21 protein-coding genes are annotated in these 22,309 nt (G+C 68.8%); 12 read left to right on the top strand and 9 right to left on the bottom strand.

The window, feature by feature from the left end:
• Positions 1-114: 114 nt before the first annotated feature.
• Positions 115-2,373, bottom strand: coding sequence for an ATP-binding cassette domain-containing protein (locus tag NL1_RS13170; RefSeq protein WP_067838690.1), 2,259 nt, complete (start codon positions 2,371-2,373; stop codon positions 115-117).
• A 78-nt stretch (positions 2,374-2,451) separates the two neighbouring features.
• Here NL1_RS13170 and NL1_RS13165 point away from each other — a divergent pair, with 78 nt between their 5' ends.
• The 3 genes from NL1_RS13165 to NL1_RS36450 all read left to right on the top strand — a co-directional run bounded on the left by NL1_RS13165 (position 2,452) and on the right by NL1_RS36450 (position 5,867).
• On the top strand, positions 2,452-3,420 hold the full coding sequence (locus NL1_RS13165) for a helix-turn-helix transcriptional regulator (protein WP_067838616.1): 969 nt from the start codon (positions 2,452-2,454) through the stop codon (positions 3,418-3,420).
• 166 nt (positions 3,421-3,586) lie between these two features.
• The gene (gene bla, locus NL1_RS13160; RefSeq protein WP_084510547.1) at positions 3,587-4,522 is read left to right on the top strand and encodes a class A beta-lactamase; all 936 of its coding nucleotides are present in this window, start codon (positions 3,587-3,589) and stop codon (positions 4,520-4,522) included.
• Positions 4,523-4,895: 373 nt separating this feature from the next.
• A complete protein-coding gene (locus tag NL1_RS36450) occupies positions 4,896-5,867 on the top strand; it encodes a CSLREA domain-containing protein (RefSeq protein ID WP_162272726.1) in 972 nt (323 codons plus the stop codon).
• Here NL1_RS36450 and NL1_RS13150 read toward each other — a convergent pair.
• The 7 genes from NL1_RS13150 to NL1_RS13120 form a co-directional block, all read right to left on the bottom strand.
• The gene (locus tag NL1_RS13150; protein WP_162272725.1) at positions 5,864-6,523 is read right to left on the bottom strand and encodes a TetR/AcrR family transcriptional regulator; all 660 of its coding nucleotides are present in this window, start codon (positions 6,521-6,523) and stop codon (positions 5,864-5,866) included. The genes NL1_RS36450 and NL1_RS13150 overlap by 4 nt on opposite strands.
• 112 nt (positions 6,524-6,635) lie before the next feature.
• Complete coding sequence (locus tag NL1_RS13145; protein ID WP_067838610.1) at positions 6,636-7,643, bottom strand: DUF2332 domain-containing protein; 1,008 nt, start codon at positions 7,641-7,643, stop codon at positions 6,636-6,638.
• Between the two features lie 25 nt (positions 7,644-7,668).
• On the bottom strand, positions 7,669-8,028 hold the full coding sequence (locus NL1_RS13140; RefSeq protein WP_156094826.1) for a hypothetical protein: 360 nt from the start codon (positions 8,026-8,028) through the stop codon (positions 7,669-7,671).
• A gap of 102 nt (positions 8,029-8,130) precedes the next feature.
• Positions 8,131-8,949 carry an SDR family NAD(P)-dependent oxidoreductase gene (locus tag NL1_RS13135; protein ID WP_067838607.1) on the bottom strand — a complete coding sequence of 273 codons (819 nt, stop codon included), beginning with the start codon at positions 8,947-8,949 and terminating at the stop codon, positions 8,131-8,133.
• A gap of 16 nt (positions 8,950-8,965) precedes the next feature.
• Positions 8,966-9,697 carry a glucose 1-dehydrogenase gene (locus tag NL1_RS13130; protein WP_067838597.1) on the bottom strand — a complete coding sequence of 244 codons (732 nt, stop codon included), beginning with the start codon at positions 9,695-9,697 and terminating at the stop codon, positions 8,966-8,968.
• 12 nt (positions 9,698-9,709) lie between these two features.
• Positions 9,710-11,398: a 3-oxosteroid 1-dehydrogenase gene (kstD, locus tag NL1_RS13125; RefSeq protein ID WP_067838594.1), complete on the bottom strand. Its 1,689-nt coding sequence runs from the start codon at positions 11,396-11,398 to the stop codon at positions 9,710-9,712.
• Positions 11,399-11,415: 17 nt separating this feature from the next.
• The gene (locus NL1_RS13120) at positions 11,416-12,165 is read right to left on the bottom strand and encodes a glucose 1-dehydrogenase (protein ID WP_067838591.1); all 750 of its coding nucleotides are present in this window, start codon (positions 12,163-12,165) and stop codon (positions 11,416-11,418) included.
• A 151-nt stretch (positions 12,166-12,316) separates the two neighbouring features.
• Here NL1_RS13120 and NL1_RS13115 point away from each other — a divergent pair, with 151 nt between their 5' ends.
• The 8 genes from NL1_RS13115 to NL1_RS13080 all read left to right on the top strand — a co-directional run bounded on the left by NL1_RS13115 (position 12,317) and on the right by NL1_RS13080 (position 20,481).
• Positions 12,317-13,450: an LLM class flavin-dependent oxidoreductase gene (locus NL1_RS13115; protein WP_067838588.1), complete on the top strand. Its 1,134-nt coding sequence runs from the start codon at positions 12,317-12,319 to the stop codon at positions 13,448-13,450.
• Position 13,451: 1 nt separating this feature from the next.
• Entirely contained in the window at positions 13,452-14,228 is a 777-nt protein-coding gene (locus tag NL1_RS13110) for a glucose 1-dehydrogenase (protein ID WP_067838583.1), read from the top strand.
• A gap of 10 nt (positions 14,229-14,238) precedes the next feature.
• Complete coding sequence (gene lipP1 / locus NL1_RS13105) at positions 14,239-15,189, top strand: LipP1 family hormone-sensitive lipase (RefSeq protein WP_067838578.1); 951 nt, start codon at positions 14,239-14,241, stop codon at positions 15,187-15,189.
• Positions 15,186-15,548, top strand: a complete 363-nt coding sequence (locus NL1_RS13100) for a VOC family protein (RefSeq protein WP_067838575.1) — start codon at positions 15,186-15,188, stop codon at positions 15,546-15,548. The genes lipP1 and NL1_RS13100 overlap by 4 nt, the downstream gene beginning before the upstream one ends.
• A gap of 70 nt (positions 15,549-15,618) precedes the next feature.
• Positions 15,619-17,652: a TRAP transporter permease gene (locus tag NL1_RS13095; protein WP_084510545.1), complete on the top strand. Its 2,034-nt coding sequence runs from the start codon at positions 15,619-15,621 to the stop codon at positions 17,650-17,652.
• Positions 17,649-18,644, top strand: coding sequence for a TAXI family TRAP transporter solute-binding subunit (locus NL1_RS13090; protein ID WP_067838572.1), 996 nt, complete (start codon positions 17,649-17,651; stop codon positions 18,642-18,644). Before NL1_RS13095 ends, NL1_RS13090 begins: the two co-directional genes overlap by 4 nt.
• Before the next feature lie 350 nt (positions 18,645-18,994).
• The gene (locus NL1_RS13085) at positions 18,995-19,609 is read left to right on the top strand and encodes a methyltransferase family protein (RefSeq protein ID WP_067838562.1); all 615 of its coding nucleotides are present in this window, start codon (positions 18,995-18,997) and stop codon (positions 19,607-19,609) included.
• 35 nt (positions 19,610-19,644) lie between these two features.
• Complete coding sequence (locus NL1_RS13080) at positions 19,645-20,481, top strand: alpha/beta fold hydrolase (protein WP_067838559.1); 837 nt, start codon at positions 19,645-19,647, stop codon at positions 20,479-20,481.
• A gap of 42 nt (positions 20,482-20,523) precedes the next feature.
• Here NL1_RS13080 and NL1_RS13075 read toward each other — a convergent pair whose 3' ends face one another.
• Complete coding sequence (locus NL1_RS13075; RefSeq protein ID WP_067838557.1) at positions 20,524-21,423, bottom strand: MarR family transcriptional regulator; 900 nt, start codon at positions 21,421-21,423, stop codon at positions 20,524-20,526.
• Positions 21,424-21,517: 94 nt separating this feature from the next.
• Here NL1_RS13075 and NL1_RS13070 point away from each other — a divergent pair, with 94 nt between their 5' ends.
• Positions 21,518-22,309, top strand: a complete 792-nt coding sequence (locus NL1_RS13070) for an SDR family oxidoreductase (protein ID WP_067838555.1) — start codon at positions 21,518-21,520, stop codon at positions 22,307-22,309.

The following is a 22,309-nucleotide window of genomic DNA, read 5'->3' as shown; positions in this document are numbered from 1 at the left end:
GAACGGCACGCCGGCGGGCCGGGCGAATGGCACAGCATCGGCGTGACTTCAGCCTGCCCGCGCGTGCCGGTACGTGCGTACCCGTCGTCCCGGTCAGCAGGACGAGCACCGGGGTCACGCCGCCGCGGCGAGGCTGCGGCGCAGATAGTCCGCGGTGACGGACCGCTGATCGGCCACGAGCTCGGCGGGCGTTCCGGCGAAAACGATCTCGCCCCCGTGCTTGCCGCCGTCGGGCCCCAGGTCGACGATCCAGTCGGCCCGCTTGACGACCTCGAGATCGTGCTCGATGACGATCACCGTGTTGCCGCCGTCCACCAGCCGGTCCAGCAGCGTCATCAGAATGTCCACGTCGGCCATGTGCAGTCCGGTGGTCGGCTCGTCCAGCACGTACACCCCGCCGCGGCGGTGCAGGTGCGCGGCGAGCTCGAGGCGCTGTCGTTCGCCGCCGGACAGCGAGCTGAGCGAGCGGCCCAGGGTGAGGTAGCCGAGGCCCACATCGCGCAATGCGCGCAACGGCGTCGAGATGCGGTCGCGCCCGCGCCAGAACTCCAGTGCCTCGGAGGCGGTCATGTCGAGCACGTCGGCGATCGACGCCCCGCGCACCAGGTAGCCGAGCACCTCGGGGCGATACCGCCTGCCGTGACAGGTGCGGCACACCGTGGTTACCGGATCCATATACGCGAGGTCGGTGAAAATGATTCCGGCGCCGCCGCATTCGGCGCACGCGCCCGCGGAGTTGAAGCTGAACAGTCCGGGCTTCACCCCGTGCGCCGCGGCGAAAAGCTGACGCAGCTGGTCCATGATGCCCAGGTACGTCGCGGGACTGGACCGCCGGGAACCGCCGATCGCCGACTGATCGACCGCCACCGCGTCCGGGTGCGCGGCCAGGAACGCGCCCGACACGAGCGTGCTCTTGCCCGATCCGGCCACCCCGGTGACGACGGTGAGCACGCCGACCGGAAAACGCGCGGTCACGTTCTTCAGGTTGTACCGATCGGCCCCCGTCACTGTGAGCCAGCCCGCGGGCCCGCGTGGGTGCTCCTTGACCGGCCGCGCCTGGCGCAGTCGTTCCCCGGTGAGCGTCCCGGAGGCGCGCAGCTTCTCGACGCTGCCCTGGAACACGACCGCGCCACCGTCGGCGCCCGCGCCGGGGCCCATGTCCACCACGTGGTCGGCGACCGCGATGACGTCGGGGGAGTGCTCCACCACCAGCACCGAATTGCCCTTGTCCCGCAACTGGATCAGCAGATCGTTCAGGCGGTGCACGTCGCGCGGGTGCATGCCGACGCTCGGCTCGTCGAAGATGTAGGTCATGCCGGTGAGGCTCGACCCCAGGTGGCGAACGACCTTGAGCCGCTGCGCCTCACCGCCCGAGAGCGTGGACGTCTCGCGGTCGAGGGACAGATAGCCGAGGCCGACGTCCTCCACGCGACGCAGCCGGGCGATCGCGGCGCTCGCGATGGGCGCGGCCACCGGATCGTCGATCGCGGCGAGCACCTCGATGAGATCCGACACCTCCATCCGGCCGTAGTCCGCGATGCCGCGTCCGTCGATGCGGGTCGCCAGCGCGGCCGCGTTCAGCCGCGCGCCGCCGCAGACCGGGCAGACCTGTTCGCCGACCACCGCCATCGCCGCCGCCCGGTTCTTCTCCGAGAGCGCGCTCAGATCGCGTTTGACGTAGAGCCGGTCGAAGCGTTCCAGCAATCCCTCGTAGGCGTTGTGTCCCATCGAACCGGTCCTGTTCAGCCGCGGCACGCGAAAACCATTGCCGTGCAGGAACAGCTGCCACTCCTCGGCGGTGAAGTCGCGCAACGGCTTGTCCGGGTCGAAGAGGCCGGATTCGGCATAGATCTGCCACTGGAAGGTGCCGATCGCGAACGGGGAGAACCGGATCGCGCCCTCGTTCAGCGACTTGCCGGTGTCGAGCAGCTTGTCCAGATCCGGCCGTACCACGTGGCCGAGGCCGCCGCACTCCGGGCACATGCCCAGCGGGTCGTTGAACGAATACCGGCTCGCCTCACCGGCGCTCGGCACGCCGTGCCGGGAGAACAGGACGCGGATGATCGACTGGATGTCGGTCATGGTGCCGACGGTGGAGCGGGAGTTGCCGCCGATCGGTTTCTGGTCCACCACCACCGCGGGCGCGAGATTGTCGATGACGTCGGCGTCCGGGCGCTCGTACTTGGGCAGCCGATTGCGAATGAACCAGGTGAAGGTCTCGTTGAGCTGGCGCTGCGACTCCACCGCGACGGTGCCGAACACCACCGACGATTTCCCCGAACCGGACACCCCGGTGAAAACGACGATCTTGCCCTTGGGAATACGGAGGGTGACGTCGCGCAGGTTGTGCACCCGGGCGCCGACGATCTCCATGGTCTCTGCGTTCACCAGCGCCACGGTAGGAGGCAATGAGGTCAGTTCCGGTCCTCATTGCGGGCCATACTGGGGAGCGTGACCGACACCGCCGCCCGGCTCCTCCAACTGCTCGCGCTGTTGCAAACGCGGCGGGAGTGGAGCGGGCCCGAACTCGCGCAGCGGCTCGGCGTCACCGTTCGCACGGTGCGCCGCGATATCGAGCGGCTGCGCGAGCTGGACTATCCGGTGCGCTCGGGTCTCGGCGCGGTCGGCGGCTACCGGCTCGAATCCGGGGCCGCGCTGCCGCCGCTGCTGCTCGACGACGAGGAGGCGGTCGCGATCACCCTCGGCCTGCGCCATGCCGCGCTCGGGGGTGTGGCGGGCAGCGAGGAGTCCGCGGCGCGGGCGCTGGTGAAACTTCAGCAGGTGCTGCCGGATCGGTTGCGCAGGCGGGTGTACGCGGTGCAGGCCAGCACCGTCGATCTGGCCGGACCGCCCGCTGGTCCGTGGGTGGATCCCGAAACGCTGGTCGCCTTGGCGACCTGCGCGCGCGACCACGAGCGAATCCGCTTCTCCTACCGCGACAAAGACGACGCCGAGTCGCGCAGGCTGGTCGAGCCGCACACCCTGGTGTCGGCCGGGCGGCGGTGGTATCTCGTCGCCTGGGACGTCGACCGCGCCGACTGGCGCACCTTCCGCGTCGACCGCATCACCTCCCCGTTCCCGACCGGCGTGCGCTGCCCGCCACGCGAACTCCCCGACGCCGATCCCGCTGCCTTCGTCACCCGCTCGCTCGCCCTGGCCCGCCCGGTCCAGCACGTCGAATTCCTGGTCCACGCCTCCGCCGGCGAACTCACCGACCGCTTCCGCGTCCGCACCGCCGAAGTCGAACCCCTCGACGACCACACCTGCCTGCTCCGCACCACCGCCGACTCCCTGGAATGGACCGCCCTGCGCATCGCCCACCTCGACCTCCCCTTCGAAGTCCGCGACCCACCGGAGATGGCGACCCACCTGCGCACCCTCGCCACCAAACTGCTGCGCGCCGCGGGCGAATCGCCTTGAAGCGCACTGCCGGACGAAGTCCGTCTCGAGGCCGCGCAGGGAGGCGCTCCACTCGTCGAGCGCCGAGGTCCTAGGCACTCCGCGCTGCGACGATATCTGTTTCGATATCGTCGAACGGAGCCGTCGGTCTTGGACAGGACGGTCGATCCTGTGTTGTTGTGCCTGCATGACACGTTTCAGACGACGACAATTCTTCGGTGCGACCGCGCGGGCAGCACGGGTCATTGGTGGCGCATTGCTGGTCGGTGGACTACTCGCGGGCTGTGTCGCGGAGTCGGGTCCCGAGGCGGCAACGACCACCGCAGCCACCGCCGCGGTATCGACGGACCGGTTCGTCGCGCTGGAGCGGCAGTACGGCGCGCGGCTGGGGGTGTTCGCAGTGAACACCGCGACCGGCGAGTCGGTGGCGTACCGGCCGGACGAGCGCTTCGCGATGACGTCGACGTTCAAGGGGCTGGCCTGCGCGGCCCTACTGCACCGACATCCGCTCGCCACCGGCTATTTCGATCAGATCGTCCGGTATGGGCGGGAGGAACTGGTGGAGTACTCCCCGGTGACCGAGACCCGCGTCGACAGCGGGATGACGGCATCGGAGCTGTGCGACGCCGCGATCACCGTCAGTGACAACACCGCGGGCAACCAGATCCTGAAACTGCTCGGCGGGCCACCCGGCCTGACCGCGTTCCTGCGATCGATCGGCGATCCGGTGAGCCGTCTGGACCGCTGGGAGACCGAACTCAATACCGCCATCCCCGGCGATGAACGCGACACCACCGCCCCGGAGAGGTTGGCCGCCAACTATCGCGCCGCCGTCCTCGGGGACGTTCTCGGCGAGCCCGAACGCGCCCGGCTGACCCAATGGCTGATCGCCAACACCACCGGCGACACCCGCATCCGCGCCGGGCTGCCCGCGGGATGGCGGGTCGGTGACAAGACCGGTCTCGGCAGCTATGGCACGAACAACGACGTCGCGATCGCCTGGACCGAAGCAGGTGCACCCATCGCGATCGCGGTCATGACGACCAAGCCGGACCAGGATGCCAAGGCCGACAACGCACTACTGGCCGACGCGACCAGAATCGTTGTCGACGTTCTGCGCTGACGTGGGCGACAACAGCCCGATCGAGCGAGCGGGAAACGCCGCCGTGCAACGTTTTTGCCGTTCCGCTGTGTCACGGGGAACGGTCGAGCTCGGATCAGCGCCGGGCCGGCCGAGGCGAATCGATAACTGCGAAAAGGATTCTCGGAAACACCCCCGAGGCGCACCACTCTGCGACATAGTGGTAGACGCTCGCGTACCCCACTTATATGCGGGCGTACCCCACTCCATGTTCGTGAATTGGATCAGAAACTTTATGAGGACGAGCACATCCCCCGCGTCGGCCCGCGCCGTCGCCATCACAGCCCTGATCGTTGGTTCCGCAGGCGGATTTCCCGGGGCGGCCTACGCCGACAACCCACCCGGTTCTCCCACGGTGATCACCGTCGACACCACGGCAGACGGCGTCGCGGCCGATCCACAAAGCGGGCTATGCCGTACTGCCGCAGGCGCCTGCACGCTGCGAGCGGCAGTTCAGACGGCCAATGCCCGGCCAGGGAGCACAGTCGTGGTGCCTGCGGGGCGCTATATCTTGACGATCCCTCCCGACCCAGAGAAAGTGCAGGGCCGCAACCCGGATCCGACCACGGGAGACCTGAACCTCACCGCGCCGACAACGCTGCGTGGCGCGGGCCGCGACCGGACAGTGCTGGATGCCAATGGGATCGACAGGGTGCTCAGTATCTCCGCGCCCGTGACGTTGACGGGATCGACCGTGACCGGCGGAGTGACCGCGCAGCACGAGATCCCGTACTACGACACCGGCGGCGGCGGAATTTCCAATTCGTCGAACCTCGTACTCGATGATGTCGTGGTCCGGGGTAACAGCGCCGGGTACGGCGGCGGGATCTTCAACGTCCCGGGGTCGGACCTCCAGACGAGAAACACAACCATCACCGGCAACACATCCGGCGAGGCGGGCGGCGTGCGATGCGATAACACCTGCACCTTCACCGACTCGACGATCTCCGACAACCGCGTGGTCAATCCCGGAGTGTGGTACCGCCCGGGTGGATTCGCGGGCCGCGGCGGCGGCGTAGACGTCCGGGGCCGGGGTGTGGTGACCTTCGATCGTGCGACCATCACCGGAAACAGCGCCTCGGACGCGGGCGGCGGCATCAACGTGGCGCCCGCCTACCTCGACACCCTCCCGCACCAGGTGACGGATGTGGTGAATATTCCACTGGGCACCGTGATATTGCGGAACTCCACCATCAGGGGAAACACCGCTGACACCGTTCGGGAAAACTGCGCGAAGGTGTTCGCGAGGATTGTTTCCGAAGGCGGCAACACCAGCGACGACAATTCCTGCGACCTCACCGGGCCGGGCGACAAAGTCGTGCCCTAGCCGGCAGGGGCTTCCAGCCCGAGCAGCGTGCGGTGGATGTACAGCACGATGTCCTCGAGCTCGAGCAAGTCGCCTCCGGCGCGCAGGGTCCTGCGGACGGCCTCGTTGGTCGCATCGGTCACCGCCAGATACGCGTCGTCCGGCACCGATGGATCAACGGGGCCTGCCGTTTCACGCCATGATCGGATGAACCCGGCAAACCAGTGTTGGCATCGCTCGAACGACTCGATCGCGCGCGACCCGGCCGGGGCGGTCTCCAGATAGAACGAGCGGGCGAACGATGGTTCGTCACGCAACAGGGTGAGGTATTCGCGAATTCCCAGCCGCAGTGCCTCGAGCGGCTCCACCGGCTTGGCGAATACCTCCCTCATCACACGCTCGAGATGCTCGATCATCAGATCCCGGCCCGTCTCGGCCGCGGCGAGGAAGCACGCTTCCTTATCCGGGAAGTGCTGGTAGAAAGTCCGGCGCGAAACCTTCGCCGCCGCAGCGATATCCGTGATCGTCACGGTGAGATAGCCGCGATCCGCGACGACGACCGTCACCCCGTACAGAAGCCGCTGCCGCTGCGACCCGGTCACCAGCTCACGAGCAAGGCCATGCGGCCCGTGCGGCAACTCCGCCAGGGTCGGCTCCAGCAACTTCTTACGTCCCACCTGCACCTTCATATCAGGCGCGCCGCTGGCGTGACGAGCCGGTGCGACGGACCCGGCAGGAGATCCCGATCCGCACGGACCGGTGTCTCTGCCGTCTCGGGCCTATCAGGAGTCAGCCCGGCCGGAACCACTCGAGCCTCTGCCCGTGCGGCCCCGAATAGGCCACCGGCACACCGTCTTCGGTGAGAACGAATCGATCCCGTGTCTCCGAGCAGGGTTTCGGCAGTAGACCCCGGCCGACGGGAACCACGCCGCAGCCCTCGTTGGCGATCCAGACGCACCTCAGGCCGCGGATGGTTTCGACGAACCGAGCGCGCTCGCCGGCGTCCAGATAGGCCAGGACGGCGCTGCCGAACACGACGACTTGCGCATAGTCGGGAGCGGCGCGCACCAGCTCTTCGATGGTGTCGTTGAGATCGCCGCCGACGATCTCGGGTGGGTCCGCGCGGGCGATCGCCGCCGCACGGTGCAGGCGCTCGAGCCGCTCCTGCTGTTCCGGCCAGATCAGGCACTCGAGCCAGCGCATGTGCTCGGCATCGGTGACGTCCAGCGGGTTAAGGTCGACCCCCACCCGGCCGATCACCGACGGGAGTCGCTCGGGCACCGGCGGATCGCCGGTGGTCGAGCACGACAACCTGACCGGCGAAGGCCCCGACCATGGGTCCAGCCAGAGGCGGTCGTCGTACCGGTAGCTGTACTTGTCCGGATAGAGGCACAATCCCGCCGACGCGCCGATCTCGATGAGATACAGCGGTTCCGGGTCGGCGATCTCGGCGAACAACGGGAGCAGCACCGCCGCGCGTGCCGGTTCGTTCGTCTGGGTGACGTGCGTCATGGCGACGTCACGCACGAGCGGCCAATTGGCGATCAGGAAGTCCTTGAACTCCTCGAACGGTCCCTGACGTGCGCCGACATGCCGTGCCGAGGCCAGAACGAGATTGGGCTGGCGCTTGGCGGCGGGCAGCGCCTCGACGAGTGCGAGCACTTCCGTGTCGTCGGCGATCCGCCGCGACCAGTCCGTGTAGCACGGCGAGTGGCCGTGCGTCTCGAACTGTGCGAACCGTCGATAACGTTGCGCGGTATCCACTTTCACCCCCCCGACGCCATAGGCGGCGCCCACGTTGCCGACGTTATCAGGCGGTGGTTCACAGGGCGGGGTGGAAGTCGATGTCGCGGTGCGTGCCGGGCGGGCGTTGTTCGGCGACGGGGTAGAGCCAGCGGACGGAGGCGCGGATCGGTTCCAGGTCGGGGAGTTCGATGGGGTGGCCGTCGTCGTCGAAGATCATGCCCAGCAAGTGATATCGGCCGTCGGGGAGGCCGAGGGCGGCGCACTGGTCGGAGGACAGGTCGACCCGGGTGACGCTGTGGCGGGTCACCCGAAGCGCTTCGACGGTGGCGGGCTGCACGGTGGTGTCGAGTGCGGTGACGACCGCGCGGAAGCGACAACCGCGCAGCCGCCACAGTTCCCACTCCCCGGCGCGCACCCTGGCGGCGCGCGCAGGCAAGCGGTGGGGCACCTCGACTACATAGAGTTCCCCGATTCGGACATCCCGGGCACGCACACTTCCAGCTTGCCACCGGTTGCCGGGCAGTAACGCCCTGTTTGCTCAGTTGACCTCGTTCTTCATCTGTGCCGTGATGATGCGCTGGTAACCCGAACCGAAAAGCCGGGGAAGCAGATCGATGACGCGGGCGTCGGCGCCGACGAGGATCTTGGCCTTGTCCTTCTGGATGCCGCGCAGGATGATCTTCGCGGCGGCCTCGGGCGTGGTCTTGGCGAGCCGATCGAAGTTGGCGGCGAGGGCGTCGCGGTCGCGGTCGCCGCCCGCGCGGGCCTTCCAGGCGATCTCGGTCTTCACCATGCCCGGGTGCACACTGCTCACACCGACCGGATGCCCGGCGATCTTCATCTCCTGGCGCAGCGCGTCGGTGAAGCCGCGGATACCGAATTTCGTTGCGTTGTAAGCGCCTTGGCTAGGACAGGCGGCCAGGCCGAACATGCTGGAGACATTGGCGATATGCCCGTCACCGGAGGCGATCACCTGCGGCAGGAACGCCTTGGTGCCGTGCATGACGCCCCAGAAGTTGATGTTCACGATCCACTCGAAGTCCTCCCAGGTGAGTTCCTCGACGGTGGCCGTGAGCGAGACGCCCGCGTTGTTGACCACCAGGTTGGCCGGACCGAACTCGGCCTGTACCTCCTCGGCGTGCGCGTAGAACGCGGCGCGGTCGGTGACGTCGAGCTTGTAGGCGCGCGCCTTCGCCCCCGCCTGCTCGCACAGCGCGGCGGTCTCGCTGACATTGTTCAGATCGCGTCCGGATAGCGCGAGACGCGCACCGCTGCACGCCAATTCGAGCGCGAGCGCCCGCCCGATCCCCGCCCCGGCGCCGGTGATGACGGCGACCTTGTCCTGGAAGTTCTTCACAGCAGTTGTCCTCGTGTCATTTGGTCGTGTAGCCGCCGTCGGCGACGAATTCCGCGCCGGTGCAGAACGCCGACTCGTCGGAGATCAGGAACAGCACCACGTTGGCGAGTTCCTCGGGGGTGGCGGCGCGCGGCAGTGGCTGGTCGTGCACCATCGAGTTCGAACGCTCCGACGTGGCGGTCATCTCGGTCGCGACGACGCCGGGATGCACGGAGTTGACCCGGATTCCGTCCGCGCCGAACTCCTGCGCCGCGGCCTTGCTCATGCCGCGTACCGCCCATTTGGACGCGACGTAGCCGAGGATGTTGGGGAGGCCGATGATGCCGCCGATGGAGGAGATGTTCACGATGGAACCGCCACCCGCCCGGCGCATCGAGGACACAACGGCTTTCATGCCGAGGAACACGCCCACCTGGTTGACGTCGATCACCTTGCGGTAATCCGCTTCGGCGAGCCGCTCGATCGGGTCGACGTGCACGATGCCCGCGTTGTTCACCAGCCCGGAGACCGGACCGAACGCGCGCTCGGCTTCGGAAACCACGGATTCCCAAGCGCTTTCGTCGGTCACGTCGTGCGGAAGGAACACCGCCCGCTCGCCGATTTCGGCGGCGACCCCCTTGCCTTCCTCGGTGAGCACATCGGTGATCACCACCGACGCGCCCTGACTCGCGAGCTTGCGCGCGAACGCCGCGCCCATACCCCGCGCCCCACCGGTCACGATGACGGTCTTACCGCTGACCCTGTCCATGTTCCTGTCCTTTCACGCCTCGGCCGAGCCGAGATCTGCGAGGTGGTTGGCGGCGATGTAGCCGAACACCATGGCCGGGCCGATGGTCGCGCCCGCGCCCGCGTAGCTGTTGCCCATCACGGCGGCCGAATTATTGCCCGCCGCATACAGTCCCGCGATCGGCGCGCCGTCGGCGCACAGCACCCGGGAGTGCTCGTCGGTGAGCAGACCGCCCTTGGTGCCCAGGTCGCCTGGCACCATCTCCACCGCATAGAAGGGCGGCTTCTCGATCGCCGCGAGGCACGGGTTGGGCGTCACGGTCGGATCGCCGTAGTAGCGGTCGTAGGCGGATTCGCCGCGGCGGAAGTCCTCGTCGCGACCGGCCGACGCGAAGCCGTTGAACCGCTGGACCGTCGAGGTGAGCGCGTCGGCGGGAACGCCGATCTTGTCCGCGAGTTCTTGGAGGGTGTCGGCCTTCTTGATGATGCCCGCGTCGAAGTACTTCTGCGGGATGGGTTGCTTCGGGAAGGTGCCGAGGAACAGGTACCGGTCTCGGAAGCGCTGGTCCATGATGAAATGCGCGGGCACGTGGCCGATTCCGGACGCGTGGCGCTCGTACATGGTGTGCACCACGTCGACGTAGCTGGCCGATTCGTTGGTGAACCGCTCACCGGCGTCGTTGACCATGATGGCGCCGGGCTGCGAGCGTTCGGCCAGGCAGAAGAACGGCGGACCGTCGGGGTTGCGCACCGACGGACCCCACCACGCGTCGTCCATGAGATCGAGTGCGGCGCCGACGCTTTCGCCCGCCAGGATGCCGTCGCCGACGTTCTCGGTGGCGCCGACGGTCCACTCCGTACTCACCGGCCCGGTGAAGAAGCGCTCGCGCATCTCCAGGTTGTGCTCGAAGCCGCCCGCCGCGAGCACAACGCCGCGCCACGCCCGCAGCACGATCGGCTCGCCGTCGCGCTCGGCGCGCACGCCCACCACCGTGCCGTCTTCGATGATCAGCTCGGTGAGCGGCGTGTTCAGCCACACCGGCACCCCCGCGTCGCGCAGTGCCAGCCACAGCCGGGCGACGAGCGCCTTGCCGAGGCTGAGCGGCAGGCGGCCGCGCAGCTTGTTCATGACCGCCTTCGCGCCGACCTTCATGGCCGTGCGCTTGCCCTTCCAGGTGCGCGCGATCATGTTGAGATCGTGGAAGTCGCTGACGGTGAAGGCGATTCCCTTCGGGCCGGACATCGTCGGCTGGTTGATCAGCGCCAGATCGTCACCGAGCAGGCGGCCGTCGACGATGGCGGGCTCGATGCTGCGCCCCTGGGCCAGGCCGCCGGGAAGTTCCGGGTGGTAGTCGGAGTAGCCGCGGTCGTAGACGAATTCCAGGTGCGGGGTGCGGCTGCTCAGGTACGTCATCATGCGCGGGCCGTTGTCCAGGAACGCGTCCTGCTTGGCCTGCGGAACCCGGTCGCCCACCACGGATTTCAGGTAGACGCGGGCCAGATCGGGACTGTCCGGCACGCCCTCGCGCACCAGCACGGGGTTGTTCGGGATCCACACCCCGCCGCCGGAGCGCGCGGTGGATCCGCCGAACGTGCGGCTCTTCTCGATCAGCACCACCGACAGGCCGCGGTAGGCGGCGGTCAGCGCGGCGGTCATTCCCGCCGCGCCGGAACCGACGACCACCACGTCGTAGGCGGCCTCGGTGGTCTTCTGCTGAGACATCGGTCTGCCTTTCTGGTTCAGTAGCCCGCGCCGGTGAGCATGCCGCCGTCGACGACGACCTCGGTGCCGGTGCAGTAGCCCGCGGCGTCGGAGGCCAGGAAGACCACCGCCTCGGTGACCTCCTCCGGCCTGCCCCAGCGCGGGATCGGCAGTCCGGCGAAGAACTTGTCGCCGTCCACGCCGGAGGACGCGTTGGCGGTCATCGGTGTGGCGATGCCGCCGGGGTGCACGGAGTTCACCCGGATGCCCGCCTTGCCCAGCTCGCGGGAGGCCGACTTGGTGATCCCGCGCAGCGCGAATTTGCTCGCGCTGTAGGCGGAGAGCCCCGCGGCGCCGATGAATCCCTCGACCGAGGAGATGTTGACGATGGAGCCGCCGCCCGCGGCGGTGAGCACGGGGGCCGCGGTCTTGATGCCCAGCCAGGTGCCCGTCACGTTGACGTTCATGATGGTGCTGAAATCGGCGAGGCTCATGTCCGCGATGCTCTGGAAGCGCAGGATGCCCGCGTTGTTCACCAGCACGTCGAGCTTGCCGAACGTCTCGGTCGCGGCGGTCACCGCCGCGGTCCAGCCGGCTTCGCTGGTCACGTCGTGGTGCACGTAGCGTGCGGCCGCGCCGAGCTCGGCCGCGAGCTGCTCGCCCTGCTCGTCGAGCACATCGCCGAACACCACCCGCGCGCCTTCGGCGACGAAGCGGCGCACGTGTTCGGCGCCCATTCCGCGCGCGCCACCGGTGATCAGCGCGACCTTGCCTTCGAGTCGACCCACTGCGGTCCTTCCTTTCTGCTGCCTCGCTTCGAAGCTAGGTCTCCGGCATCGGCGCGGGGGTGCGCAGTCTCAGCCAGCGAGACATGCACCTGACCTCAACGGCAGCATCGGAAATATTTCTACTAGGCATATTGAGAAGTGGAGGCAATGCATGAAGTTCTCGATGATCTTCGAGGCGCAGATGACCGACCCGTCGGCCGAGCACGAACGGCAGGTGCTGCGCGACTGCGTGGAGCAGGCCGTGCTGGCCGAGGAGATGGGCTTCGACACCGTCTGGGCCGTGGAGCATCACGGGTTGAAGTGGTACGCGCACATGAGCGCCCCGGAGATCTTCCTCACCTGGGTGGCCGCGCGCACCGAGCGTATCCGGATCGGCCACGGCGTGGTCTGCATGCCGTTCAACTTCAACCACCCGGTGCGCGTCGCCGAGCGCGCCGCCATGCTGGACGTGCTCTCCAACGGCCGGGTGAACCTGGGTGCGGGCCGCGGCGCCACCCCGCAGGAGACCTCCATGTGCGGCGTCGATCCCGACCGCACCTACCAGGAGGTCGAGGAGTCGCTGCGCATCATCGGCAAGGCGTGGCAGGACCCCGAGGGCGAATTCGAGTGGCACGGTGAGCTGCTCGATATCGACCCGCACCCGATGCTGCCGCGCCCGATTCAGCTGCCGCACCCGCCGCTGTTCATGGCGTGCACCAAGAAGGACACCCTGAAGCTGGCCGCCGACTACGGCATCGGCGCGCTGGTCCTCGGTTTCGCGGGCGTGGAGGAAATCGCCGAGCTGCGCCGTACCTACGACCAGGCCATCGCCGAACGCACCGGCGAGAAGTTCGTCTCCACCGTCGTCAACGATCACTTCGCGGCGCTGTGCCCGACGATCGTGCTGGAGGATCGCGACAAGGCGCAGCAGATCGGCGCGCGCGGCCAGCGGTTCTTCGCGCAGTCGATCAAGCACTGGTACGGCGCGGGCCCGGTGCCGGACGAGGCCGTCGACCCCAACGCCGACGAGATGGCCGCCATCAAGCAGGCCGCCGACGACCACGTGGCCTACCTGCACGAGGCCAAGATCCCGGTGAAGACCGGGGCCACCTCGGTGTTCAACGCCGAGCACGCCTACGGCTCGCCGGAGGACGCCATCGCCTACGTCGAACGGCTGAAGGCGGCGGGCGCCGACGAGATCCTGTGCCTGATCCAGATGGGCACCGTGCCGCAGGAAGCCTGCCTGGAGACCATCCGGCACTGGGGCGAGACCGTGATTCCGCACTTCCGGAAGAACGAGGCGTGAGATGACCTCTCTCGATGGGAAAGTCGCGATCATCACCGGTGCCGCTCGCGGGCAGGGTGAGGCCGAGGCGCGGCTGTTCGTCGAACTCGGCGCGCGCGTAGTGATCACCGACGTGCTGGCCGACGAAGGCGCGACGGTGGCCGAATCCCTCGGCGACGCGGCACGTTTCGTGAAGCACGACGTGAGCAGCGAAGCCGAGTGGGCCGCGGCGGTGCAGACCGCCGAACGCGAGTTCGGCCGCCTCGACGTGCTCGTGAACAATGCCGCGATCTACACCACCAAGGCGCTGACCGACACGAGTGCCGAAGAGCTGGAACGGATTCTGCGGGTCAACCTGGTCGGCTCCTTCCTCGGCATCAAGGCCGTTGCGGGTCCGCTGGCGGCCGCGGGCGGCGGGTCCATCGTGAACATCTCCTCGCAGGCCGGTCTCCAGGGCCTGATGGGGCATGCCGCCTACGGCGCGTCCAAATGGGGACTGCGCGGCCTGACCAAGACCGCGGCGCTCGAGCTCGGCCCCGCGGGCATCCGGGTGAACTCGGTGCATCCCGGCCCGATCCACACGCCGATGATCGGTCACCTCGGATTGAGCACGGGCCCAGGGAGTTTCCCTGCGCTTCCGCTCGGCCGCGTCGGATTGCCCGGCGAGGTCGCCGATCTGGTCGCCTTCCTCGCCTCGGACGCCTCGGCCTTCGTCAGCGGCGCGGAGCTCGCGATCGACGGCGGACTGTCCGCCGGGCAGTTCATTCCGCCCGGCGCGCAGCTGCCGGGTATGGAGTAAGGAGCGGATCGTGCCGTTGAAACCCGAAGCCCGCGTCATCGTGGAGCTGGCCTCGGCCGCCTTCCCGAAGCTCGGCACCGAGGTCCTCGACGCCGCCGAGGCCCGTCGCCTGCTGGCGGCGCGGCCGGCGGCGGCGGTCGAGCCCATCCCGGTCGGCCGTGTCGAGGAGCGGACGGTGCCGGGACCGGACGGGGCGCCCGAGGTGCCGGTGCGGATCTACTGGCCCGCCGACGCCGGGCCCGGCCTGCCCGTGGTGGTGTTCTGTCACGGCGGCGGATTCACCATCTGCAGCCTGGACAGCCACGATCAGTTCTGCCGGACGATGACCAACGGCATCGGCGCGATCGTGGTCTCGGTCGACTACCGTCAGGCGCCCGAGAACCGGTTCCCCGCGGCGGCCGAGGATGCCTACGCGGTGGTGCGCTGGGTCGCCGACCATGCGGACGAACTCGGCGGCGATCCCGCCCGAATCGCGGTGGCGGGCGACAGTTCCGGCGGCAATCTGGCCGCCGTGACGACGCTGATGGCCAGGGATCGCGGCGGGCCCGCGCTGGCGCATCAGTTGCTGATCTACCCGATGCTCGACCCGTCCCGCGACACCGCCTCGTACCGGGACAACGCCGAGGGGTACTTCACCACCGCCGCACATCTGCGCTGGTACTGGGAGCAGTATCTGGGCCCCGACGGCGACGGCGACCACCCCTACGCCGCCCCGCCGCGAGCCGCCGACCTGTCCGGACTGCCGGCCGCCCACGTCGTCACCGCGGAGTTCGATCCACTGCGCGACGAGGGGGAGGCCTACGGCGCCCGGTTGCGCTCGGCGGGCGTCCCCACCGAAACGGTCCGCTACGAGGGGCAGTTCCACGGTTTCATGAGCATGGCCGATCATCTTCCGGACGCCGAAAAAGCCGCCGCCGTGGCATTTTCGGCCGTCCGCCGAGCCTTCGGGAACGACGAATGAGCATCGAACGGATCGGGACGATCCTGCCCACCGACGACCTGCCCGCGACCGTCGCGCTGCTGACCGCGCTGTTCGGCGGCCCGCCCACCTTCGTCGACGGCGATCGGTGGGCGCAGTTCGACGTCGGGCCGTCCCGCATCATGGTGGCGGGGTCGGATCGCGAAGGGGACGCGGCCGCACTGTCGGTCAAGGTCGCCGATCTCGACGCCGCCGTCACGGCCCTGCGCGGCGCGGGCATCGCGGTCGCGGACCCGGTCGCCGGACCGCACGAACGTCGCGCCGCGCTCGACGCGACGCCGGGCACGCCGTGGTCGGTCGTGCTGTACGAACCTCATGATTACGCAAAGATTTCGGGCTGAGCGCGCCGCGAGCGCACCTCCATCGCGAAAACCTGGCGAATCGGACGCACCGCGTTGATATCGTCGCACGATGTCCGACACGCGGGACCCGCAGCTCGACGAGGAGCTGCCTGATCGGCAGCGGCCGTCACTCGACACGATCGAGGTGGACGACGCCGAGCGTCCCGCTCGCGAACTGAGCGGATGGGCCGAGCGGGTGGTCGCGGTCGCGGCCTTCGCGATCGCGATACTCGCGGTGTGGCAAGTGTTTCGGCCGCTGTCGCAGGGCAGCCAGTACTACCTGGTGGTGTTCCTCGCGGGCACGCTGCCGCTGGTCTTCCTGGCCTATCGCTCGGGCCTTCGGCTGCTCGACCGCACCTCGGGGCCGGGACCGCTGGACTGGGCGCTGGCCGCGCTGGCGCTCCTGGTCTGCCTGTATCCGGTGCTGCCGTTCGAGATCGGTTCCGGCGGTGGCGGATACAACGCCTTCCTGGATCGGCAGGGCCTGCTCGACCCCGTCGACGTGGCCATGGGCACGGTGCTGCTGGTGCTGGTACTCGAGGCCTGCCGCCGGACCACCGGGTGGGTGCTTCCCGTGGTGTGTCTGGCGTTCCTCGCCTACGGCTACTACGGCGGACTGCTGCCGCAGCAGTGGACCATCGCGCACGCGGGACTGGACTTCGGGCAGATCGTCGACGCGCTGTACAACTCGGGCAGCGGCTTCTACGGCACCCCGCTCGACGTCGCGGCCACCTACATCGTGCTGTTCACCCTCTACGGCGCGGTGCTCGAATTCTCCGGCGCTGCACAGTTCTTCGTCGATCTGTCGGTGGCGGCGTTCCGCCGCTCGCGCGGCGCGGCCGGGCGCACCGCGGTGGCCTCCGGCTTCCTGCTCGGCACTGTGTCCGGCTCGGGCACCGCGACCGCGGTCAGCGTCGGCGCGGTGACCTGGCCGATCCTGAAGCGCGCGGGATATCCGCCGGAGCAGGCGGGCGGCATGCTGGCCGCCGCCGGCGTCGGCGCGATCCTCTCGCCGCCCACACTCGGCGCGGCGGCCTTCATCGTCGCCGAGTATCTCGAGGTCTCCTATGTGACGGTGCTCGGCTGGGCGCTGATCCCGACCGTGCTCTACTACCTCGGCATCCTGCTCGCCGTGGAGATCGACGCCCGGCGGCTCGGCACGCGTCCGGTGGAGATCGGCGGTGCGTCGGCCTGGCGGCTGCTGGGCCGCTTCGGCTATCACTTCCTGTCGCTGATCCTGATCGTGGTACTGCTGCTTCTCGATGTCAGCGCGACGCGGGCCGTCGTCTACGCCACCGCCGTGGCCTTCGCCCTGGCGTTCCTCGACGCGCGCACCCGGCGCCTCGCCCGGTCCCCGCGAGCGATCTTCCACGCGCTCGGCGGCGGTATCCGCTCCGCGCTGCCGGTGGTCGCGGTGTGCACCGCGGCGGGCGTGATCACCGCGATGACCACCAAGACCGGGCTCGGCGCCCAATTGGCCGCGCTGCTGGTGCGATTCGCCTCGGCGCTCTCGGACAACCAGACCGTCGTGCTCGCGTGCACCGTGGTGTTCGCCGCGGTCGCCCTCGCGCTGCTCGGTCTCGCGGTGCCGGTTACCGCGTCGTTCATCATCGGCTGGGCCATCATCGGGCCCGCGCTGCTCGCGCTGGAAGTGCCCGCGCCTGCCGCGGCCATGTTCGTCTTCTACTATTCGGTGCTCTCCGAGGTCACCCCGCCGACGGCGCTGGCGGCGGTCGGCGCGTCGGCCGTCACCGGTGGCCGCACGATGCCGACCATGTGGCAGGCGCTGAAGTACGCGCTGCCCGCGTTCCTGGTGCCGATCGTGTTCGTGCTCACCGAATCCGGCGGACACCTGCTCGGCACCGGGCCCGCGCTGGACGTGCTGTGGACGAGCGTCGTGGCCTGCGTCGGCGTCGCCGCCCTGGCCTGCGCGAGCGGCGGCTGGCTGCTGGGGATCGGCCGGGCCCCGGCGCCCGCGCGCGTGCTCGCCGGGGCGGGTGGTCTGGTGCTGCTGTACCTGGAACCCGCCGCACTGATCGTCGGACTCGCCGCGCTCGCGGCCGCCGCCGGGTACACGCTGCTCTCCCGAAGGAGGACGAAGTGAGAAGAGCCGCAACGATTGTCGCCGTCGCCACCGTGACAGCCGGGCTACTGGCCGGCTGTGGTGGCCGCCAGGACGCACCGCGCACCGACGCCGGTGGCACGGTGACCTGCGAGATGACACAGGATGCGCGCGTCGGCATCGCGACGGGAAACGCCACCGGCGTCTACTTCGCGCTCGGCAACGCCTACGCCGACCAGGTCGCGCAGGCCACCGGGGGCACGGTGAAGGCCACCGCGGCCGAGACCGGCGCGTCGGTGCAGAACATCCAGCAGCTGGTGGCAGGCACCTACCAGGTGGCCTTCTCGCTCGCCGACACGGCCGCCGACGCGGTGCTCGGCACCGGTGGATTCGACGGCAAAAAGCAACCGGTGCAGGCGCTTTCGCGGCTCTACCCGAACTACACCCAGGTGGTCGTGCGCAACGGAGCCAACATCTCCTCGGTCGCGGACCTGCGCGGCAAACGCGTCTCCACCGGGTCGCCGAAGTCCGGCACCGAGGTCATCGCCCAGCGGGTGCTCACCGCCGCGGGCATCGACCCCGACCGCGACATCTCCGCGCAGCGGCTCGATCTCACCAAAACCGTCGACGGCATGAAGGACGGCTCCATCGACGCCATGTTCTTCTCCGGCGGCCTGCCGACCCCCGGCATCACCGATCTGTTCACCTCGGCGGGCGACAAGGTCCGCTTCCTCGACATCGCCGACCTCGCCCCGAAGCTGCGCACGGTGAATCCGGTGTACGAGCCGGGCACGATCCCCGCCGCGACCTACGGGCTGCCCGCCGACGCGGCGACCATCGTCGTCCCGAACGTCCTGCTGGTCCGCGACGACCTCGACGCCAACCTGGCGTGCGTGCTCACCAAGACGCTGTTCGATCGCAAACCGCAACTGGAACAGGCGAACTCGGCCGCGAAGGGCATCACGCGTGATACCGCTCGGGAGACCGCGCCGGTGCCGTTGCACCGCGGCGCCGAGCACGCACTCACGAACTGAGCGTTGGTCGCTCCGATCGTGCACTGCCCCTGATCGCTAACGCGTGATGCTGGTGCGCGACGGGGCGAACGGTCCTGAGGTGTTCGTGCAACGACGAGCCGGGGGATGGGGCATGACCGTGTTCCCCGGCGGCGTCGATCCCGCCGACAGCACCGCCTGATTGTTCGTTCTCGAGGGGTTCCTGGACTGTGGTGGCGCCGGTCGCGGATCGGTGTTCGAGGGAGTTGCGGTTCGGCCGTGATCGAGCGGAGTCAACGACGATGTCTTATGCCGAGTTGATCATATGGCGATGTATGCATATGATTCGGTTTGTAACCCAACACCCTCTTGCGAGCAGATAGGACATCACCATGGCAGCGGTCGCGCTGATCCTCTACTTCGTCTTCGGTGTCCTCGGATTCGGTTGGCGCAGTTGGCAACAGCGCCGCCATACCGGATCGACCGGGTTCCGCGGAATCAGCGGGCGGCCCGGGTCGCTGGAATGGCTGGCCGGAGTCGGCTTCGTTGCCGCGATCGTCGTCGGCGTCTCGGCCGCGCTGCTGCAACTGGCCGATGTGCTGACCCCGTTCGACGTCCTGACCGCCGAACCGATCCAGGCCGCCGGAATCGTGATCGCGATCGCCGGTATCGGCGCCACCCTGTACGCGCAGAACGACATGGGCGATTCCTGGCGCATCGGCGTGGATGCCAGGGAGACGACAACATTGGTCCGCGGCGGCGTATTCGGGTGGGTGCGCAATCCGATCTTCACCGCCATGCTCGTGTTCGCCGCAGGCGTCGCCCTCATCATCCCGAACATCATGGCGCTGGCCGGGTTCGCCTTGCTGCTGGCGGCGATCGAACTCCAGGTCCGCATCGTCGAAGAGCCCTACCTCCTGCGCGTTCACGGCCACGACTACCGCAACTACACCGCCACGACCGGCCGATTCGTCCCAGGCATCGGCCGGCACGTCACCCAACGGTGAATCACCCAGCTGATCTCTCACAGTTCGGAGCCGGTATGACTTCCACCCTCGACCGCGCGACAGTATTCGACCGCGACCACGACACGAAGACCCTGACGACCGGCGGGCACGAATGGACCTACTACACCAGTGACAGCGGCGCCGCGACCGTGCTGCTGCTGACCGGTGGCGCCGGAATCGCCATCGGCTGGCTCGATCTGACACCGGCCCTGCACCCCGACTTCCACACCCTCGCGATGGACTATCCACCCGGACCGACAACCCTCGACGAACTCGCCGACGGCATCATCGCCATCCTCGACGCCGAGAACATCGACTCCGCGCACGTGGTCGGCCAGTCGGCCGGCGGCATGCTGGCCGAGGTGCTGTCGCAGCGGGCACCCGAGCGGGTGCGCTCATTGATCCTCAGCGGCACCGGTCTCTATGGCCCCGAAGACATCACACGCCTGGAAGGCGCGCTGGCCCGGACCCGCGACACTCCCTGGGAACAGACACTCAGTGCCATCCAGACGTCGCTGCGCAGCACCTGGGGTGAATCCGCCGAAGCCGAATTCTGGATCGACCGCGTCGATGCCGCCACCCGAACCGGCGGCCAACAGGGCGCGATCAACTCCTACCTACGGCTACTCGATGCGGCACAACGACTTCCGCAACTGCAATCCGAACCCGCTTGGCAAGGACCGACCCTGATCATCAAAGCCGACGACGACCCACTCATCACCACCGCACACACCCAGCGGCTACGCGACCGGCACCCCGCGGCGGAGTCCCGCACATTCACCGATGGTGGCCATTCACTGCTGATCAGCCGCCCCGATGACTACATCGCCACCGTCACCGAATTCCTGCGACGACACACACGGATCGACTAACCGATCCGCAGGGCTCCGCCATCGTTCACTGCGCCTGATCGTTCACTGCCCAGCGATGGCCGCCGTCAGCGCTCGGGCGGCGGCCAGCGTCGCGGCGATGTAGTCGTCGCGTTCCGGCTTGGTCGTGCCCGTCCGCAGCGGACCGAGCTGCACCTCGAAGGATGCCGATCCGTGCGCGTCGAACACCGGCGCGGCGAGGTAGCTCAGCGGTAGGTCGGCGTCGGAGTCCAGCTCGCTCCTGGTGAACGGGCGCGCGGTGAGTGCGGCGAGCTGGCGCAGCGCCCGAGCGCGCAGATTCGGTTGCAGCAGTTCGCTTCCCGCGGCCGTCAGCAGATCGGCGAGCAGATCGACCAGCCCCGCGTCGTCGGCGCGCGGCCGGAACAGCGCGACGCCGCGCTCGCGCACCAGGGTGAGCAAGGTGCTCGCGGTGCGCCGGTCCGGTTCGGCGGTGGTAGCCAGCCAGGTGTTCTGCTCGGACGCCGAACGCCATGGCATGACGGCCGCGCCCGCGGGGAATTGCAGCGGAATGCGGTGGCCGACCGGAATGCCGGGCACCGTGCGGTCCGGGCCGTGACGGACGTCGAGAACGGTGAGGTGGTCGGGTTCGATGCGGCTCAGCGTCGCGCCGCAGCCGGTCTTCACGGTCAGCTCGGTGAGCAGATCGCCGACCCCGCGCGGCAGCCGTGCCGCGGTCAGCGCTACGAGTGCGGGTCCGACGCGATAGCCGCGATCCCGGACCCGCACCGCCCAGCCCGCGGCGTCGAGTTCGGCGAGCACGGCGGTGGCCGTGGCCCTCGCGATGCCGAGACGTTCGGCGATGGTTGCGACGGGCAGCGGCTCGGTCGCGGTCGCCAGCAACGTCACGATTTCCACCACGCGCCGGGTCGGCGGGGAGGGCGAACGCGGTGCGGCGTCGTCAGGGGCGAGTTCGGTGGGCTGCATCGGTCATCCCCTTGTGCCGGTCGGGTGGGCGACTTTACGATGACGAATATAAGTCATTTGGTGTCGAATATTCGACACTGGATCGGAGAAGCGGATGATTCTCGATCGGTTTCGCATCGACGGGCAGGTCGCCGTCGTCACCGGCGCAGGACGCGGTCTCGGCAGGGCCATCGCCCTCGCGTTCGCCGAGGCGGGAGCGGACGTGCTCATCGCGGCGCGCACCAAGAGCCAGCTCGACGAGGTCGCCGAACAGATCGCGGCCGTGGGCAGGCGGGCCCACGTGGTGGCCGCCGACCTGAGCGACGCCGACACGGCCGCGGGCCTGGCCGCCACGGCGGTCGACCAGTTCGGCAGGCTCGACATCGTCGTCAACAATGTCGGCGGTGCGTTGCCGTGCCCCCTGCTGGACACCACACCCGAGGCGATGGCCGAGGCGTTCGCGTTCAACGTCGGCAACGCGCACGCCTTGGTGCGCGCCGCGGTGCCGCACATCCTGGCGACCGCGGGCGGCGGTTCGATCCTCAACATCACCTCGACCATGGGCAGGTTGCCCGGACGCGCCTTCGCCGCCTACGGCACCGCGAAAGCCGCGCTCGCGCACTACACCCGGCTGGCCGCGCTCGACCTGAATCCGCGCATCCGTGTCAACGCCATCGCGCCGGGCTCGATCCTGACCTCGGCGCTCGAAGTGGTCGCGGCGAACGATGCGATGCGCGGCCAGCTGGAGACCAAGACGCCGCTGCACCGCATCGGCGAACCGGAAGACATCGCCGCCGCCGCGCTCTACCTGGTGTCCCCGGCGGGCAAGTACCTCACCGGCAAGGTGCTCGAGCCCGACGGCGGCCTGATTTCCCCCAACCTCGACCTCCCGATCCCGGATCTGTGA

This window comes from Nocardia lijiangensis NBRC 108240, assembly GCF_001613045.1.
Classification (GTDB): domain Bacteria; phylum Actinomycetota; class Actinomycetes; order Mycobacteriales; family Mycobacteriaceae; genus Nocardia; species Nocardia lijiangensis.
This window is presented reverse-complemented; position numbering and strand designations above follow the sequence as displayed.

Coding starts and splice junctions, on each gene's coding strand:
- NL1_RS13170 (WP_067838690.1), bottom strand. CDS start 2,373: ATGGAGATCGTCGGCGCCCGGGTGCACAACCTGCGCGACGTCACCCTC.
- bla (WP_084510547.1), top strand. CDS start 3,587: ATGACACGTTTCAGACGACGACAATTCTTCGGTGCGACCGCGCGGGCA.
- NL1_RS13130 (WP_067838597.1), bottom strand. CDS start 9,697: ATGGACAGGGTCAGCGGTAAGACCGTCATCGTGACCGGTGGGGCGCGG.
- kstD (WP_067838594.1), bottom strand. CDS start 11,398: ATGTCTCAGCAGAAGACCACCGAGGCCGCCTACGACGTGGTGGTCGTC.
- NL1_RS13115 (WP_067838588.1), top strand. CDS start 12,317: ATGAAGTTCTCGATGATCTTCGAGGCGCAGATGACCGACCCGTCGGCC.
- NL1_RS13110 (WP_067838583.1), top strand. CDS start 13,452: ATGACCTCTCTCGATGGGAAAGTCGCGATCATCACCGGTGCCGCTCGC.
- NL1_RS13100 (WP_067838575.1), top strand. CDS start 15,186: ATGAGCATCGAACGGATCGGGACGATCCTGCCCACCGACGACCTGCCC.
- NL1_RS13095 (WP_084510545.1), top strand. CDS start 15,619: ATGTCCGACACGCGGGACCCGCAGCTCGACGAGGAGCTGCCTGATCGG.
- NL1_RS13085 (WP_067838562.1), top strand. CDS start 18,995: ATGGCAGCGGTCGCGCTGATCCTCTACTTCGTCTTCGGTGTCCTCGGA.
- NL1_RS13080 (WP_067838559.1), top strand. CDS start 19,645: ATGACTTCCACCCTCGACCGCGCGACAGTATTCGACCGCGACCACGAC.
- NL1_RS13075 (WP_067838557.1), bottom strand. CDS start 21,423: ATGCAGCCCACCGAACTCGCCCCTGACGACGCCGCACCGCGTTCGCCC.
- NL1_RS13070 (WP_067838555.1), top strand. CDS start 21,518: ATGATTCTCGATCGGTTTCGCATCGACGGGCAGGTCGCCGTCGTCACC.